The sequence below is a fragment of the Streptomyces melanosporofaciens genome (assembly GCF_900105695.1).
Lineage (GTDB): Bacteria > Actinomycetota > Actinomycetes > Streptomycetales > Streptomycetaceae > Streptomyces > Streptomyces antimycoticus.
In genome coordinates this window covers 3,441,483-3,458,228 of record NZ_FNST01000002.1, presented here as the reverse complement: position 1 = coordinate 3,458,228, position 16,746 = coordinate 3,441,483, and the positions used below count along the sequence as shown (strand labels likewise).

Sequence of the window (16,746 nt, the reverse complement as noted above, 5' to 3'; positions counted from 1 at the left end):
GGTGGGTGCCGTACCACCGGGGGGAGCGGCGTGCGTCGAACGGTCAGTGCGGGTGAGCCGGGGTGAACCGCACCGGAAGGGCAGCCATGCCGCGCATCATCAGCGTGACCCGCCATTCGAGGTCGTCCGGGTCGACGGACAGGGTGACGTCCGGGAGCCGGTCGAGCAGGACCTCGACCGCGGTGCCGGCGATGACCTGGGCGATCTCACGGGCGGCCGGGGGGCAGCCGTGCTTGCCGTGGCTGAAGGCCATATGGGCCTGGTTGCCGCCCGCGCCGGAGTGGAAGTCCGGGCGTACGTCGGGGTCGGCGTTGGCCGCGGCGAGGCCGAGCATCAGGCAGTCGCCCTTCCTGATGCGGCGTCCGCCGAGCATGGTGTCCTCGGCGGCCCAGCGGCCGATCCAGAACGGGACCGGGGTGTCCTCCCACAGCACCTCGTTGAGCGCCTGGCCGACGCTGCGTCGGCCGCCGGAGAGGGTGATGGCGAACCGTTCGTCGGTCAGCATCAGCCGGAGGGCGTTGGCGATCAGGTCGCTGGTGGGCTGCTGGACGGCGTAGACGCTGCCGAGCAGGTCGTTGACGATCTCGTCGTCGGTGAGCCCGGCCGGGTGGGCCACCAGATGGGCGGCGATGTTGACCTGGTCGGGGTTCTCCCGGACGCGCTTGATCAGCGCCTCCGTCCGGGTCTGCATATTCCGCAGCGCGAGGGGCGCGTCGTTCCCGGTGAGGTGGAGCGCATCGTCCTGGATGGCGGCGGATTCGGTGTCGTCCAGGCCGTACAGCCGGGTCACCACCCGCAGCGGGATCTGGCTGGCGTACTCGGCCACCAGATCGGCCCGGCCGCTGCCCGCGAAGGTGTCGATCAGCCGGTCGGCGACGCGCTCGCACTGCGCGCGCAGTTCGAACTGGTCGACCGCCGCCAGACCGTCCCAGATCGCCTCGGCCCGCCGCTGGTGATCGGCGCCCTCGCTGAACAGCATGGTCGGGCGGTAGCCGACGAAGCTCATCAACTCCCAGTCGGACGGCACCAGATGCCAGGAGTGCCAGCGGCGGGAGTCGCGGGCGAACAGATGGGGATCGGTGGTGACCCGGACCACCTCGCGGTAGCCGAGCACCGCCCAGACGGGGATCGTGCCGTCCAGCAGGACGGGCACGACCGGGCCGTGGTCCCGGCGCAGCTCCCGGTAGAGCTCCAGCGGCTCGGCCCGGAACCGCTGGTAGTCCAGCGGCACCGACCCGGCGGGCACCACCCCGTCGGGCGGCGCGGGGGCGGACCGGAAGACGGGCTCGGGCCAGTCCTCCGACAGGCCCTCCGGCGCGTCCTCCGACGCGTCCTCGAACGGGGACATGGGGTCAGGGGTGGTCACGCGGTGCTCTCCCCGGCGGTGCCGTTGGCGGAAAGGGAGTAGAGGTAGCGGGCGAGCGCGACCAGTACGGCCTTGCTGGAGTCGCGCTTGCGGGCGTCACAGTCGATCATCGGCACCTCGGGCGGGAGGTCGAGGGCCTCCCGCACCTCCTCCAGCGAGTGCTGCGGCTCGGTGAAGTTGTTGCGGGCCACGACGAACGGCGTGCCGTGGTGTTCCAGCCGGTCCAGCGCGTACCAGGAGTCGGAGAGCCGATTGGTGTCCACCAGGACGACCGCGCCCAGGGTCCCGGAGAAGAGCCGGTCCCACAGGAACCAGAACCGCTCCTGGCCCGGGGCGCCGAACAGATAGAGCACCATCTGCTCGTCCAGGCTGATCCGGCCGAAGTCGAAGGCCACCGTGGTGGTGGTCTTGTGCCGCACGAACGAGGCGTCGTCGATGCCGACGCCCGCCTGCGTCATCGTCTCCTCGGTGCTCAGCGGGCGGATCTCGCTGACCGACTGCACCATCGTCGTCTTGCCGACGCCGAACCCGCCCACGATCACGATCTTGAGACCGTTGCTCGCGCTCTCCGGCAGCGGAGCGTGTCCGGTACTGCCGGGGAGTGCCATGCTGACGGTGTCGTCAGAGATTCTGGAGTGCAACGAGCACCTTCTTCAGGGTTTCGGGCCCGGGCAGCCGGCCGCCGGGGCGGGCCGCCTGCGGATGGCGCGCGGTGATCCGGCCGGTGTCCAGCAGATCGCACAGCAGGATCTTGACCACGCTGACGGGCAGTTCCAGATACGAGGAGATCTCCACGACCGACAGGGGGCGGCGGCACATCCGCAGGATCCGGACGTGCTCGGACTGCATCCCGGGGGTGGGGTCGCTTTCGCTGACGATCAGCGTGACCATGTCGAACCGGCTCTCATCGGCCCGGCTGCGGCCGCCGGTGACGGTGTACAGCCGGTCCGGCCCCTCCTTGTCCAGCGGCCCTCGGATCATGCCGTCGCCCCGCCGCCGCTGTCGCCCGCGACCACCCTCGGAGCGGCTCGCAGATGGTCGCCGATCTGCTCGACCAGCTCGTTCATGTTGTGGCCGATGACGCCGACATCGGCGTCGTCCTGGGCCACCACGGCGAGATGGGCGCCTTCGCCGGCCTCGACGATGAACAGAATCCCCCCGTGGAACTCCGTCATCGACTGCCGTACGCCGCCGCTGCCGTCGCCGAACTCGATGGACGCGCCATGGGCGAGGCTCTGGATGCCCGACGCGATGGCCGCGAGCTGATCGGCCTGGTCCACGGACAACCCGGAGGAGAGGCACAGTTTGAGCCCGTCCCGCGACAGCACCAGCGCGTGGCGTGACCCCGGGGTCTTCTCCAGCAGGTTCTCCAACAGCCAGTCCAAGCTGCGGTCAGTGGTGTTCATCGGCGTTCCTTCTGTCACGGCTTGTCGTTCTCGGCAGGCTCGGCGGACTCGGCGGTCTCGTGGTGATCTGCGGATACCGAAGGCTCGGTGTCACACGGAGCACCGGCGGCGAAACCACCGCGGGCCGCCTGGCGGAAGGCGCCGAAGCGGGCTCCGGCTTCCTCGGGTCGTGGACGGCTGGTCTTGGCCTTGGGTTCCGCCTCGGCCGCCTGGGCGGCCGCCCGGGTGGCGGCGGCGAGCGTCTCGCCACGGCGCCGCTTGGGCAGTCCGTTGACGGGCCGTGAGGGCTGCGCGGCGGGATCCGGCGCGGACGACGGCGAAGGGGACGGCGAGGTGGCGGGTGCGGGGGCCGTCGCGGCAGGGGCCGCGGTGGCGGTGGCCGTGGACGCGACAGCCTGGGCGGGCGCCTGCCGGGGTACCCCGGAGCGTACGGAGCCCGGTGCGTCGAGGACGACCGCGTCCTGGTTGACGTGCGTGATCAGCTGCTGCGGGATCAGGACGACCACACCGGTGCCGCCCCGCGCGGACGGCCGGAAGGAGACGGTCAGCCCGTGCTTACGGGCCAGACAGCCGACGACCGCCAGGCCCAACCGGGTGCCGGACAGGCTCATCAGGTCCAGGCTCTCGGAGGAGACGGACTTCTGGGCGCGGTCCAGGGCGGCCGGGCCCATCACGAGCCCGCCGTCCTCGATGGTCACCACGACGCCCGCGTGCGTCTCCTCGACGTACACATGCACCTCCTCGGTGGGAGGCGAGAAGCTGGCGGCGTTGTCCATCAGTTCGGCGAGGGCGTGCATGACGCCCTCGGCCGCGTAACCGGCCACCGCGGCGTTGCTGGCCGAGTGGACCCGTACCCGCTGGAAGGCGCTGATCCGGCCGATCGCGCCGCGCAGCACGGACTCCATGACGATCGGCTTGGTCCAGCGGCGCCCGGAGCGGGCGCCGGTCAGCACCGCGATGCTGTCCGCGATCCGGCCCGCCTGGGCGGTGGTGTGGTCCAGCTTCAGCAGATCGCCGAGGACGGTCTCGTCGTGGCGGTTCTCCATCTCCCGCAGATCGGCCAGCATGCTGGTGGCCAGCGCCTGGACACGGCCCGCGGCGTTGGCGCACGCGGCCATCGCGGAGGCGCGCATCCGCTCACCGTCGCCGATCTCGCGCAGCAACGCCCGCAGCAGGAGCTGATGGGCCCTGCTGGTGGGGCGCTCCATGCGGGTGATCACGGTATCCACCGAGCCGCCCTCACGCAGTCTCCGCACCGCGGACGGAATCGTTTCCTCGGCGAGGCGGGTGGCCTCGATCTCCTTGGCGGCGGCCATGGTCTCCAGCTCCGTGACCCGCTCCTGGAGACGGCCGATGGTCCGCGAGCGGTTGGTGGCGACCGCGAGCGCCACCCCCAGCAGCACGGCGGCCACCGAGCAGAAGACGGCGACGGCGGCGCGCTGGGCGGACGGCACGGCGGTGGTCACCCACAGTCCCGCGCCACCGGCGACGACGGCGGCCAGCAGGGGGACGGTCAGGGCCCCACGTGTCACCGAGGGCCCTTTGTACGGATGGCTGGATATGTGTGCTGACATCTATCAGGTCCTCATGGGCGCGTTGAGGGTTTCTGGCTGGACCACGCGGACATCAAGCCGTGGGCGCCACATGTTAGTAGAGTCACGTCGCTTTGACCGGTCCCGCTCATCACATGGATCATGACGGTCCGTCAAGTTGGAGCGCCGAGAAGCGTCATCTTCCGGACGCATATGCCGCTGCCATCGCTCGCAAGCGATACAGACCCCAAAGCGTCACGGATCCGGAGACGTCACGGACCCGGAAGCGTCACGGATCCGGAGACGTCACGGATCCGGCAGCGTCACGGATCCGGCAGCGTCACGCCCCCGAACTTTCACGGAATCGCCAGCTCCGCCCAGATGACCTTGCCGTCCGAGGTGTAGCGGGTGCCCCAGCGCTCGGCGAACTGGGCGACCAGGAAGAGCCCCGGCCGCCCTCGTCCGTCGTCGCCGCGTACCGCAGATGCGGGGAGGTGCTGCTGGTGTCGGAGACCTCGCAGATCAGGGCCTTGTCGCGGAGCAACTGCACCCGGATCGGGCCGGTGGCGTGGCGGATGGCGTTGGTGATCAGTTCGCTGAGCACCAGCTCGGCGGTGAACGCCGCCTCGTCCAGCCCCCACTCCGCCAGCTTCCGCATCACCTCGGCGCGCACCCCGGCCACGGCGGCGGGGTCGGACGGCACGTCCCAGGAGGCCACCCGGTCGCCGCCCACGACCTGGGTACGGGCGGCGATCAGGGCGATGTCATCGCTCGGGTTGCTGGGCAGCAGCGCCTCCAGCACCTCGGTGCAGATCTCGTCGGGCGTGCGACCGGGGTGGGACAGGGCGTCGCGCAGCATCTCCAGACCGGTGTCGATCTCCCGGCGGCGGTCCTCGATGAGCCCGTCGGTATAGAGGACGAGATGGCTGCCCTCGGCCAGTTCCACCTCGGCGGTCTCGAACGGCAGCCCGCCCAGGCCCAGCGGCGGCCCGGCGGGCAGGTCGAGGAACTCCACGGAGCCGTCCGGACGCACCAGCGCGGGCGGCGGATGACCGGCCCGCGCCATCGTGCACCGCCGCGTCACCGGATCGTAGATCGCGTACAGACACGTCGCCCCCGTGATCCCCTCACTGCCGGCGCCCTCGCCCTCCGGCCCGCCGGGACCCTCGTCCTGGTCGATCCGGGCGATCAGATCGTCGAGGTGCGAAAGGATCTCATCGGGCGGCAGGTCGAGGGTGGAGAAGTTGTGCACCGCCGTCCGCAGCCGACCCATCGTCGCCGCCGCGTGCAGGCCATGCCCAACGACATCGCCCACCACCAGCGCCACCCGCGCCCCCGGCAACGGGATGACGTCGAACCAGTCGCCCCCGACCCCCGACTCGGCCGGCAGATAGCGGAAGGCCACATCCAGCGCGTTCTGCTCGGGCAGGGCGCGGGGCAGCAGGCTGTGCTGCAGGGTGACCGCCATGGTGTGCTCGCGGGTGTAGCGGCGGGCGTTGTCGATACAGACGGCGGCGTGCGCGGCGAGTTCCTCGGCGAGGGACACCTCTTCCTCTTCGAAGGGCTCGCGCTGCTTCATCCGCCAGAAGTTGACCACGCCCAGCAGCACGCCCCGGGCCCGCAGCGGCACGGTGACCAGGGACCGGACGCCGTATTCGATGACCTTGGCGGTCTGCTCGGGATCCTGCGCCTGCCAGCCGATGGCCTCGGTCAGATCGTCCTCGACGACCGGCTCACCGCCGCTCAGCCCGAACGCCTGGGGCGAGGTCGGGACGAACGAGAACACCCGGCCGACCGGATAGAAGGGGTGGCCCTGGCCGGGCCGGATCCCGTGGACCGCCTCCCGGCGCATCTCGATGCCGCCGACCGCCAGCGGCTCATCGCCGCGCGCCACGGGCTCCGCCAGGTCGACGGTGACGAAGTCGGCGAAGCGGTCCACCGCCACCTGCGCCAGCTCCTGGGCGGTCCGGGCGACATCGAGCGTGGTGCCGATCTCCACGCTCGCGTCGTAGAGCAGCTTGAGCCGCTTCTGGGCCACATCGGCACGGCCGGAGAGGGCGCGCAGTTCGGTGGAGTCGCGCAGGGTGGCGACGCTGCCGGGCGGGCCGCCGTCGCGGTCGGTCAGCCGGTTGTTGATGGCCAGCAGCCGGTCACCGGCCACCAGCACCTCGTCGGTGACATCGCGCCCGGAGGCCAGGACGTCGGCGACATGGGGCTCCAGGTCCAGATCGTCGACCAGCCGCCCCTCCGGCCGCGGCGGCAGATCGAGCAGCCGGGACGCCTCGTCGTTGGCCAGCACCAGCCGCCCGTCGCCGCCGACGATCAGCACGCCCTCGCGCACCGAGTGCAGCACCGCGTCATGGTGCTCGTACATCCGCGTCATCTCGACCGGGTCCAGGCCGCGGGTCTGCCGCCGCAGCCGCCTGCTCACCAGGGCGGTGCCGCCGGTGGCGAGGACGAGGGAGGCGGAGACGGCGCCGACGAGCAGCGGAAGCTGGCGGTCGGCGAGCCCGCTCACCTTCCGGATCGTGATCCCCGCGCCCACCGCACCGACGACCTTGTGGTGGCTGTCGAAGATGGGCACCACCGCATCCATCGCCTCGCCCAGTGTGCCGGGGCCGGTATCGACCGTGGGGTGCCCGCGCAGCGCCGGCTCGATGTTGCCGACGTAGTGCTTGCCGATCCGGTTGAGCTTGGGGTGGGTGAGCCGGATGCCCTTGTCGGTCGTCACCACGACGAAGTCGAGCCCGGACTTCTTCCTGACGGCCTCGGCCTTCGGCTGGAGCACCTTGGTCGGGTTGCGGCTGTGCAGGGCCTGGACGATGCCGGGGGAGTTGGCGAAGGCCTCGGCGACCGCGACGGACCGGCCGCGGGCCTCGTCGGTGGCGTCGTGCCGCACCTGGAGCACCAGGGCGATGGTCGCGGCCGCGCCGAGCAGCAGCACGATCACGAGTTGGAGGACGAAGACCTGGCCGGCGACGCTACGGACGCTCAGCCACGATCGAAAGCGCCGGCCCGCCACCTCCGGGCGCTCCCGGCGCCGACTCCGTGGGCGCCGACCGGGGATCATGCGGGCAGCCCACGATCGACCCATAAACCGGGCCATACACATACATCTACACCGGGAAATCCTGGAAGGCGAATCTCCGCTTCCATCGGCCAGGCGGCAACGGTAACGCGCACACGGTACGCGACTTTCCGTATCGACTCGATTACGGACCGCTCTTGTGGGACGCGTTCACGAGGGGCGAGGTGCCGACGGCGGGGGTCTATGCAAATCTGAGAAAAAGGGCAATTCACCCTTATTGTCGTCAACCGGTGCCAGCGCGGCACTGATTGCGCCTGACGAAGGAGCCCGACATGGCCAGTCACGCCGGTGGAGTTCAGACAGGGGTCGCCCCGGGCCACGCGCACCGGGCGGTGAGCGGATGGCTCGTCTTCGCGGCGGTCATGATGATCTTCAGTGGGCTGATGAACCTGCTCCAGGGCATCTCGGCCATCCGGACCGACCAGGTGTTCCTGGTCACCCAGAGCTATATCTTCCAGTTCGACCTCGCCGGCTGGGGATGGGTCCACTTCGGCGTGGGCATCGCCCTCCTGCTCTCCGGGCTCGCGGTGTTCACCGGTGCGATGTGGGCCCGTATCGCGGGCGTGGTGCTGGCCGGGCTCGCGCTGATCGCCAACTTCCTGTGGCTGCCGTACTACCCGGTCTGGGCCACCGTGCTGCTCATCGTCGACGCCCTCGTCATCTGGTCGCTGTGCGCCGGGCCGAGCCGCGGCGGCGCGGGAGGACGCGGCGAGATGGGACGCGGCGAGGCGGGACGTACGGCCTGAGAGCCACGGTGCCTGGCTTCCCGGCGGCGTGCGGGGCAGGCTGGAGCCATGCTGCTGGCTGATGTCGCGCTGACCTCCCGCCAGGTCGCGGCCACCGCCGCCCGCTCGGAGAAGATCGCCGCGCTGGCCCGGCTGTTCCGGCGTACGGAACCGGCCGAAGCGGCCGTGGTGATCACCTACCTCGCGGGCAAACTGCCCCAGCGCCGGACCGGAGTGGGCTGGTCCACCCTGCGCCACCGGCGGGAACCCGCCGCCGAGCCGACGCTCGCGGTGCTCGATGTGGACGAGGCCCTGACCCGGGTCGCGGCGGTCTCCGGCACCGGCGCTACGGCGGCCCGCAAGCGGCTGGTGGGCGAGCTGCTGGCCGCCGCGACCAAGGACGAGCAGGGCTTTCTGCTCGGGCTGATCGGCGGGGAGCTGCGGCAGGGAGCACTGGAGGGGCTGGCCGTGGAGGGGCTCGCCGAGGCGGTGGGCGCACCGGCCGCCGAGGTGCGGCGGGCGGTGATGGTCGGCGGTTCGCTGGGCGCCGTCGCCGAGGCGCTGCTGGCACGCGGCCCGGAGGCGCTGGCCGACTTCCGGCTGGAGGTGGGGCGGCCGGTGCTGCCGATGCTCGCGCAGAGCGCCAAGGACCTCGACGAGGCCATGGACCGGCTGGGGCCGTGCGCGGTCGAGGAGAAGCTGGACGGGATCCGGGTGCAGGTGCACCGGGACGGCGAGGACGTACGGATCTACACCCGCACCCTCGACGAGATCACCGACCGGCTGCCGGAGGTCGTCACGGCGGCGCGGGAACTGGCGGTGGACCGGGCGATCCTCGACGGTGAGGTGATCCTGTTGGACAGCGAGGGGCGGCCACGGCCGTTCCAGGAGACCTCCGCCCGGGTCGGCTCCCGGCTCGATGTGGCCGGGGCGTCGGCCGCGCTGCCGCTGTCCCCCGTCTTCTTCGATCTGCTCGTCGTGGACGACCGCGATCTGCTCGACCTGCCGACCCGCGAGCGCCATGCCGAACTGGCCCGGATCGCCCCCGGGCCCCGGCGGGTACGGCGGCTGGTGGCCGACGACCCGGCGGATCCGGAAACCCGGCGGGGGGCACGGGAGTTCGCCGCCGACGTGCTGGCCCGGGGGCATGAGGGGGTGCTGGTCAAGGCGCTGGAGGCGCCGTACGGCGCGGGCCGGCGCGGGGCCTCCTGGCTGAAGGTCAAACCGGTGCACACGCTGGATCTGGTGGTGCTGGCGGCGGAGTGGGGCCACGGCCGCCGCACCGGAAAGCTGTCCAACCTCCATCTGGGCGCGCGAGCCGCGGACGGCACGTATCTGATGCTGGGCAAGACCTTCAAGGGGCTCACCGACGCGATGCTGGAGTGGCAGACGCAGGCGCTGCTGGGGATCGCGGTCAGCGACGACGGCTGGGTGGTGCGGGTGCGGCCGGAGCTGGTGGTGGAGGTGGCCTTCGACGGGCTGCAGCGCTCGACCCGCTATCCGGCGGGCGTCACGCTGCGGTTCGCGCGGGTGCTGCGCTATCGGGAGGACAAGCCGGCGGATCAGGCGGACACGGTCGAGGCGGTGCTGGCACTGCGCGGCGAGTGACCGGCCGGGGCCGGGCGGTCCGGGCCCAGGAGCGCGAGACCCCGGACCGCCTCGCGGTCCGGGGTCGGGCGGGATCGGGAGCGATCAGGAGGGGTTCTCCGCGTGGGTCAGGGTCTCCCAGCCCAGGAAGAGGCTGTTGGTGCCCGCCGGGCGCTGCTGCTCGGTGAGCTTCTGGGTGTTGGCCATGGCGATGCCGAGGCGGGTGTGCAGGGCGTTGTAGCCGACCTCGGTGATCGGGCCGAGACCCCGCTTGACACTGCCGCCGCACAGCCAGGACGGCACGCCCTCGCCCAGTTCGTACTTCGACTGGAAGCCCAGCGCCTGCCGCAGCCGCTCGCCCACCTCGGGGTAGAGGTCCTGGCCCTGGATGCGGCTGGTCTCGGCGACATGCGCGATGGAGGCGATGCCGTATCCGGTGTGGGTGAAGTCGCGGCAGGTCTCCTGGGTGAGGCCGGTGACGAAGGTCGTCTGGCCCTGCCAGTACTTGACGATCTTGTCGCGGGTGTCCAGGCCGCTGCCGGGCGCGGTCTTGGGCAGTGAGCCGTCGGACTGCAGGTAGATGTAGGCGGGGACGCGGCCGCGGAACTTCGCGACGGCCTTGTCGTAGCTGGCCCGGTCGTCGAGGAAGACGGAGATGCCGGTGGCGGCCTCCATCATCACCAGCTCCCAGTTGCCGTTGGAGTTCGAGCCGCCGATGACCTTCGGGAGGTAGACGTTCCGCAGCATGGTGGAGAAGCGGCTGATGGAGGCGTCCGACCAGCTGTCGTAGGTGTAGCGGATGATCTCGGCCGCCCGGGGCCAGGAGGATCCGGCCCAGCCGGTCTGCAGCGGGGCGTTGCTGTTGGTGTGGTCCTTGATGGTGGCCGACCAGGCGTCCATGATCTGGATCGCCTTCTCCGCGTAGCGGCTGTCGCGGGTGATGTACCAGGCCAGCGAGAGCGAGTAGGCGGCGAGCGCGTCCTGGCGCTCATCGGTGCAGCCGAGGTTGGGGTCGGAGTACGGCCCGCATTCGACGACCGCCCGCGGCTTGGGGGTGCGCGACAGCGAGGCGTACGGGCTCGACAGCATCGCGTCGTACGCGCCCTTCCAGGGCTGGGCGCCGGCGTTCACCTTGGAGCGGACGAAGTCGAGCTGGGCCTGGCTGACCAGGACGCCGGGGTGGGTGAAGGCGGCGGCGGCCTTGGGTTCGGCGGACCGCTTGGTCTGCCCGGCCGTGGCCGGACCGCTGAGGATGCCCGCGAACAGCGCGGCCAGCGCTGCGGCGAGGGCGAGATACAGGGCTCTGGTGCGCATGGGGGCGGCTCCTGACGGTGGGGTTCGCATATATGAACGACGGATGCCGACGTGAACTCCTGCGATGTTCCGGGAAGTTAGCTCATGAACACGTCAAGGTCTAGACCTGCGGGGCGTAGGAGAGAATGTGCGCCCCGCCCCGATCGAGAGGCCCAGCGTGGAGACGACAGTCGCGGAGGACCAAGGCACAGGCCCCGGCCGCCCGCCCGGCGCCCCACGCGGCGCCCGGGCCGCCGTCGCCCGGCTGCTCCGGCTCCCCGGCGGCCGCGCCCGGCGGACGGCGGCCTGGTGTGCCGTGGTGCCGCTGGCCCTGGTCAGCGTGGTGGTGCTGTGCCGGGCCGCGGACATCGACGGCATCACCCCCATACCGCAGCTGCTGGCCTTTCTGCCCTGGCTGCTGGTCCCGGCGGCGCTCGGGCTGCTGCTCGGCACGGCCGCGCGCTGGCCGCTGGGGTGCGGCTGGGCGCTGGCGGCAGCCGCGGCCACCGGGTGGTTCATCCAGCCGTACGACGGCGGCACCCCGCCCGAGCCGCACGGACCGGTCCTCGCCCGACTGCGGGTGATGACCGCGAACCTCGAGTTCGGCCAGGCCAGGGACGGGCTGCTGACCGCGCTGCGCCGGGAGCGGCCGGACCTGGTCGCGGTGCAGGAGTGCGACACGGGGTGCGCCGAGGCGCTGGACTCGGCCGCGGTGCGCGCGGCCTATCCGTACCGGAGCGTCGCGCTCGGCGACAGCGCCGCCGCGGGCTCGGCGATCCTCAGCCGCCACCCGCTGACCCGGGAGGAGGGGGTGCGCGGGACGCTGCGGATGCCGGGGGCGATCGTCCGGATCGCGGGGCAGCGGCTGCGGCTGCAGGTCGCGCATCCCATGCCGCCGATGCCGGGCCAGTTGGACGTCTGGCGCACCGAGCTGGGACGGCTGCGGGCCTACGCCGCCGGGCGGGGCGAGGAACCCACGCTGATCGCGGGCGACTTCAACGCCACCCAGGACCACGCCGCCTTCCGGGCCGTCCTGGACACCGGGTTGCGGGACAGCGCACGCGCCACCGGGATCTCCCGCACGCCGAGCTGGCCGAGCGCCACGGCCCCGGTGCTGGGGGCGCAGATCGACCATGTGCTGGCCAGCCGGGCGCTGCGGCCGCGCACGGCCCGCTTCCTGGAGCTGCCGCACACCGACCACCGCGCGCTGCTGGTGGAGCTGGACCTGTACGGGCCGCAGGGCTGACCGGCGGCCCAACTCCCGCTCGGGTCGCGGCTCAGCTCCCGCTCGGGTCGCGGCTCAGCTCTCGCTCGGGTTACAGCTCAGCTCTCGCTCGGGTTGTAGGAGTTGGCCAGCTCGAACGGATCGGGCTCCAGGCCCGCCGTGGGCCAGCGCTGCTCCCGCTGCCAGCGCTCGTTCTCCTGCGCGAGCGCGTCCCAGAGCAGATTGAGCGGATGGGCCGCGTCATAGGACGCCCGCTCACCGCGCCGGGTGAAGGCGCCCAGCAGCACCTCCAGCCGGGGCCCGGTGTCATTGACCAGCTCGACGGCGCGCAGCCCGCGTCCGTACGCCACCCGCGGATCGCCCGCCGCGTCCGCGACCCCCTTGGTGACCAGCATGCAGCCGCGCAGCAGACCGGAGCGCAGCAGCTCGAAACCGTAGTTGACGGTGTCGATCTCGGCGGCGATGCGCAGCTTGTTGCGGTAGTCACCGCCGAACCAGGTGTGCAGCACCCCGGCCATCAGCCCGCTGGCCGAGACCACCAGCGGCAGCGAGCGCAGCGCGCTGCTCGGGGCGGTGGGACCGGGCAGCTCGGCCTCGGACAGATTGGTCAGCAGCGAGACCCCGCTGCGGCGCCACTCCATCACATCGAAGGCGGCGAGTTCATCGTCGCCCTCGGGCCGGGTCACCACGGAGCCGCACACCAGGTCGACATCCTTGGCCCGCAGCTTGGCCAGCACATCCCGGGTGCGCACATGGCCGACCTTGAGCTCGATGGCGCGCTGCCGGAACTCCTCGGCCACCCGCTCCCCGGCGCCCGCCAGATAGCTGAGGGTAAATCGGGTGGTGCCCACCACCAGGGTTTTTCCCAGGCGCCGCCGCGACTCATGGATGCCGTCCAGCCACTCGCCGAGAGTTCCGCGCGCCAATTCGACCAGGGCTTCTCCGGTGCCGGTGAACAGCACGTCCTTGCCACGCCCCTGCTTGAGTATGAGGGGTTCGCCGCAAAGCTCGCGAAAGTTCCGGTTCATGGTGTCGATCTGCTTTTGCACGCTGGACTGTTCACGGCCCAGAATCCGTGCGGCGCCCAGTGCGGTACCGGCCTCATGGACCATGATCAAGGTGCGCAACTGGTCCATCGTGGTGTCCATGAGCGCGAGTGGGCTCTGCGCCCAACGGCCGCGCCGATCCGTCGTCGGTGGTCCGAGCGACCCTGGTCTCACCATGATTTCCCCCGCTTTTCAACTTCTCCCGTTTTCCTGACTCCAGAGTTTAGTCAGCCATCCACACGGTTACCCGGGTCCGATATGAGCGAGAAGCGGACCGATGCGCGAAACGTCAGGGCCGGGGGCCACACCGTACGGATCAGCCGCCCGGAAAAGGTGCTCTTCCCCGACGACGGGATCACGAAGTGGGATCTCGTCGCGTACTACCGCTCGGTCTCCCGCCGCATCATTCCGCAGTTGCGCGGCCGCCCTTTGATGATGGAACGCCATCCGGACGGAATCGGCGGCAAGCCGCTGATGCAGAAGAACGCCCCCGACTACTTTCCGGACTGGGTGCGCCGCGCCGTACTCCCCAAAGAGGGCGGCGAGGTCACCCATGTGGTCTGCGACGACACCGCGACCCTCGTCTACCTCGCCGACCAGGCGTGCGTCACCCCGCACCGCTGGCTCTCCCGCGCCGACCGGCCCGACCACCCGGACCGGCTGGTCTTCGACCTCGATCCGCCGTCGGCGGAGGAGTCCGCGTTCGAGGAGGTGCGCTGGACGGCCCGCCGCTGCTGCGGGCTGCTCGGCGAGCTCGGGCTGCCGGGGCTGATGATGACCACCGGCTCCCGCGGACTGCATGTCATCGTCCCGCTGGACCGCCGCGCCGACTTCGACACCGTGCGGTCCTTCGCGCGCGAGGCCGCCGATCTGCTGGCCGCCCGCCACCCCGACCGGCTCACCACCGAGCCGCGCAAGGCCAACCGGCGCGGCCGGCTCTACCTGGACATCCAGCGCAACGCCTACGCCCAGACCGCCGTCGCCCCGTACGCGGTGCGCGCCCGCCCCGGAGCCCCCGTCGCCACGCCCATCGACGCGGCGGAGCTGGACGACCCCGAGCTGAGGGCCGACCGCTGGACGCTGCGGACCGTCGGCGAGCGGCTGGCGGACGACCCCTGGGCCCGTACGGACACCAGGGGCCGTTCCCTGCGCGCCCCCGCGAGCGGCTGCGGCGGCTCGCGGAGGGCGAAGGCTAGCGCTCGAGCCTCGGGGGCCTCGTGGGCCTCAGACGCCTCAGGGGTCCCATGGACCTCATGGACCTCATGGACCTCATGGGCCTCAGGCGCCGATGTCGCCGCCGTCGCGCCGCCAGACGCTGACCACGGACGGCCGGGTCAGCTTGCCCGGCCCGTCGGGCCAGGTGGACGCGGGCTTCTCGACGCTCGCGCCGTCGAGCTCACCCGGGTGCTGCACGGCCACCAGCACCCGCCGCTCCTGCACGATCGGGCCGCAGGTCTCCGCGCCGTTCGGCACCGTCAGGAACTGCCTGACCTGGCCGCGGCGGCTGCCCGCCGTCGCCACGCCGAACAGCCCGTCGTGGTTGCCGAGCGCGTTGCCGTCCGTGGAGATCCACAGATTGCCGTGCGCGTCGAAGGTGATGTTGTCCGGGCAGGAGATCGGGCTGACCTGGTCCTTGGGGAAGCCGCCGAAGTAGGTGCTCGGGTCCTCGGGGTCGCCGCAGACCAGGAACAGCCGCCAGTTGAAGCGGGTGGAGCCCGGGTTGTTCCAGCGCTCGGTCAGCTCCAGGATCTGGCCGTGCTTGTTGGCGTTGCGCGGGTTGGCCTCGTCGACGGCGGCCTTGCCCTCCTTGCCGCGGTCCGTGTTGTTGGTCAGCGCGATGTACACACGACCGGTGCGCGGGCTCGGCTCGACGTCCTCGGGGCGGTCCATCTTCGTCGCACCGGCCTTGTCGGCGGCCAGGCGGGTGAAGACGTACACCTCCTCGGCGGTCATGCCCTCCACGAAGGAACGGTCGCCGCAGGCCAGCGGGATCCACTCACCGGCGCCGTCGAACTCGCCGTCCTTGGGCAGCTTTCCGGTGCCGTCGATCTCGGCGGACGGGCTGTCGCCGGTGAACTTGGCGACGTACAGCGTGCCCTCGTCCAGCAGCGTGCGGTTGTGCTCACGGGCGGTGCGGCTGTTGCCCTTCATCATCCGCTTGGCGGAGACGAACTTGTAGAAGTAGTCGAACTTCTCGTCGTCGCCCATGTAGAGGACCGGACGGCCGTCGGTGGTCAGCCGGGGCTCGGCTGCCTCGTGCTTGAAGCGGCCCAGCGCGGTCAGCTTGCGCGGGGTGGAGTCGGGGTCGAACGGGTCGACCTCGATCACCCAGCCGAAGCGGTGCGCCTCGTTGGGCTCCTTGGCGAGGTCGAAGCGGTCGTCGAAACGCTCCCACTTGCGCTCCGAGGCGCCGTCCTCGAAGCCGTAGCGCTTCAGGCCGGCCTTGACGGTCGGGTCGGTGACCTTGTCGGGGTTGGCGAAGTACTGGTTGAAGTTCTCCTCGCCGGAGAGCACCGTGCCCCACGGCGTGATGCCGCCACCGCAGTTGTTCAGCGTGCCGAGGATGCGCTTGCCGGACCGGTCGGCGGAGGTGCGCAGCAGCTCGCTGCCCGCCGCCGGGCCGGTGACCTCGAACGGAGTGGTCGCGGTGATACGGCGGTTGAGGTGGTGGCGGGACACGGCGGTGAGCCGGCCCAGCCGGCGCTCCTCGGCCGTCACGACCACGGACAGCCCGTGCGCGGCCCAGCCGATCTCGGCCTGCTCGCGGGTGGGGTTCTCCGGGTCGTACCCGGCGAACATCAGCACCTCGTCGGTGTACTCATGGTTGACCACGAGGAGCTGATGGTCGCGCTCGCCGGGGACGTCCAGCACGGCCATGTAGTCGTTGTTGTAACCGAACTGGCCCGCCTGGGCCTTGGCGCTCTGCTTGGCCGGGTCGAACGCGGGCGCACCGCGCAGAATCGGGTCGCCCCAGCGGAGCACCACGTTCTGGTCGTGGCCCTCGGCGACGACCACGGTGTCCTCGGTGTTGGGGGCCACCGGCGAGAAGCGGAGGCCGCGCGCGGCCTTGTCCTTCGCCGCGGCGGCGGAACCGGCGGTGGCGGCGTCGGCCGACGCGGCGGACGCCTGCGGCGCCCGCTCGATCGCCACGGCACCGGTCGCGGCCGCCACGGTCATCACCGCACCGGCCCGCAGAAGGGAACGGCGCGAGGCGGCAGCGGCGATGACGTCGCCCACGTAGGCGTTGTCACTGGTGTTCGGCGTCTCGTGAAAGCAGGCGTCGCCACAGCGGTACCGGCACGTCAGCGCGGAACGACCGCCCGGGTGTGAGCTGATGAGCGGCAGGAGGTTGCGCACGTCTTCCCCTCCGTAAGGGTGTCACGTATGTGCTTCGCAGGGCCCCGCATGGGCAGTAGGCCGACGCGGTCCGGGCCGACATGACGTCGGGATCCTTTGGCGGCGAAGCTATGGGCGTAGA

11 protein-coding genes and 2 pseudogenes are annotated in these 16,746 nt (G+C 71.4%); 4 read left to right on the top strand and 9 right to left on the bottom strand.

Annotated elements, in window-relative coordinates; genetic code table 11:
- Positions 1–43: 43 nt before the first annotated feature.
- The 6 genes and pseudogenes from BLV72_RS17340 to BLV72_RS17315 form a co-directional block, all read right to left on the bottom strand.
- Positions 44–1,366 (bottom strand): cytochrome P450, encoded by a 1,323-nt coding sequence (locus BLV72_RS17340; protein ID WP_093463309.1) that lies wholly within the window; start codon positions 1,364–1,366, stop codon positions 44–46.
- Positions 1,363–2,007, bottom strand: coding sequence for a GTP-binding protein (locus tag BLV72_RS17335; RefSeq protein WP_425288382.1), 645 nt, complete (start codon positions 2,005–2,007; stop codon positions 1,363–1,365). Before BLV72_RS17335 ends, BLV72_RS17340 begins: the two co-directional genes overlap by 4 nt.
- On the bottom strand, positions 1,988–2,347 hold the full coding sequence (locus BLV72_RS17330; protein ID WP_078642513.1) for a DUF742 domain-containing protein: 360 nt from the start codon (positions 2,345–2,347) through the stop codon (positions 1,988–1,990). Before BLV72_RS17330 ends, BLV72_RS17335 begins: the two co-directional genes overlap by 20 nt.
- Positions 2,344–2,772, bottom strand: a complete 429-nt coding sequence (locus BLV72_RS17325) for a roadblock/LC7 domain-containing protein (RefSeq protein WP_093463306.1) — start codon at positions 2,770–2,772, stop codon at positions 2,344–2,346. The genes BLV72_RS17330 and BLV72_RS17325 overlap by 4 nt, the downstream gene beginning before the upstream one ends.
- Before the next feature lie 14 nt (positions 2,773–2,786).
- Complete coding sequence (locus BLV72_RS17320) at positions 2,787–4,346, bottom strand: sensor histidine kinase (protein ID WP_093463304.1); 1,560 nt, start codon at positions 4,344–4,346, stop codon at positions 2,787–2,789.
- Positions 4,347–4,660: 314 nt separating this feature from the next.
- Positions 4,661–7,410, bottom strand: a pseudogene (locus BLV72_RS17315) (SpoIIE family protein phosphatase).
- A gap of 254 nt (positions 7,411–7,664) precedes the next feature.
- On the opposite strand from BLV72_RS17315, the gene BLV72_RS17310 reads away from it, so the two are divergent.
- Both BLV72_RS17310 and BLV72_RS17305 read left to right on the top strand, forming a co-directional pair.
- The gene (locus tag BLV72_RS17310) at positions 7,665–8,138 is read left to right on the top strand and encodes a DUF7144 family membrane protein (RefSeq protein WP_093463303.1); all 474 of its coding nucleotides are present in this window, start codon (positions 7,665–7,667) and stop codon (positions 8,136–8,138) included.
- A gap of 48 nt (positions 8,139–8,186) precedes the next feature.
- Positions 8,187–9,725: an ATP-dependent DNA ligase gene (locus BLV72_RS17305; protein ID WP_093463301.1), complete on the top strand. Its 1,539-nt coding sequence runs from the start codon at positions 8,187–8,189 to the stop codon at positions 9,723–9,725.
- An 84-nt stretch (positions 9,726–9,809) separates the two neighbouring features.
- On the opposite strand, the gene BLV72_RS17300 is transcribed toward BLV72_RS17305, so the two are convergent.
- A complete protein-coding gene (locus tag BLV72_RS17300; RefSeq protein ID WP_093463300.1) occupies positions 9,810–11,018 on the bottom strand; it encodes an alginate lyase family protein in 1,209 nt (402 codons plus the stop codon).
- A gap of 157 nt (positions 11,019–11,175) precedes the next feature.
- Here BLV72_RS17300 and BLV72_RS17295 point away from each other — a divergent pair, with 157 nt between their 5' ends.
- On the top strand, positions 11,176–12,243 hold the full coding sequence (locus BLV72_RS17295) for an endonuclease/exonuclease/phosphatase family protein (RefSeq protein WP_244320802.1): 1,068 nt from the start codon (positions 11,176–11,178) through the stop codon (positions 12,241–12,243).
- A gap of 77 nt (positions 12,244–12,320) precedes the next feature.
- Here the strand turns inward: BLV72_RS17295 and BLV72_RS17290 are convergent, their stop codons facing one another.
- Complete coding sequence (locus BLV72_RS17290; protein ID WP_244320801.1) at positions 12,321–13,370, bottom strand: LysR family transcriptional regulator; 1,050 nt, start codon at positions 13,368–13,370, stop codon at positions 12,321–12,323.
- Here BLV72_RS17290 and ligD point away from each other — a divergent pair.
- Positions 13,326–14,327, top strand: a pseudogene (gene ligD / locus BLV72_RS17285) (non-homologous end-joining DNA ligase); the annotation flags it as partial. The gene BLV72_RS17290 and the pseudogene ligD sit on opposite strands and share 45 nt — an antisense overlap.
- Before the next feature lie 219 nt (positions 14,328–14,546).
- Here ligD and BLV72_RS17280 read toward each other — a convergent pair.
- Positions 14,547–16,625 carry a PhoX family protein gene (locus BLV72_RS17280; protein WP_093463297.1) on the bottom strand — a complete coding sequence of 693 codons (2,079 nt, stop codon included), beginning with the start codon at positions 16,623–16,625 and terminating at the stop codon, positions 14,547–14,549.
- Between the last annotated feature and the right edge of the window lie 121 nt (positions 16,626–16,746).

Excerpts from the sequence above, each read along its gene's own strand:
- BLV72_RS17330 (WP_078642513.1), bottom strand. The coding sequence starts at position 2,347 with ATGATCCGAGGGCCGCTGGACAAGGAGGGGCCGGACCGGCTGTACACC.
- BLV72_RS17325 (WP_093463306.1), bottom strand. The coding sequence starts at position 2,772 with ATGAACACCACTGACCGCAGCTTGGACTGGCTGTTGGAGAACCTGCTG.
- BLV72_RS17320 (WP_093463304.1), bottom strand. The coding sequence starts at position 4,346 with ATGTCAGCACACATATCCAGCCATCCGTACAAAGGGCCCTCGGTGACA.
- BLV72_RS17310 (WP_093463303.1), top strand. The coding sequence starts at position 7,665 with ATGGCCAGTCACGCCGGTGGAGTTCAGACAGGGGTCGCCCCGGGCCAC.
- BLV72_RS17305 (WP_093463301.1), top strand. The coding sequence starts at position 8,187 with ATGCTGCTGGCTGATGTCGCGCTGACCTCCCGCCAGGTCGCGGCCACC.
- BLV72_RS17300 (WP_093463300.1), bottom strand. The coding sequence starts at position 11,018 with ATGCGCACCAGAGCCCTGTATCTCGCCCTCGCCGCAGCGCTGGCCGCG.
- BLV72_RS17290 (WP_244320801.1), bottom strand. The coding sequence starts at position 13,370 with ATGGACACCACGATGGACCAGTTGCGCACCTTGATCATGGTCCATGAG.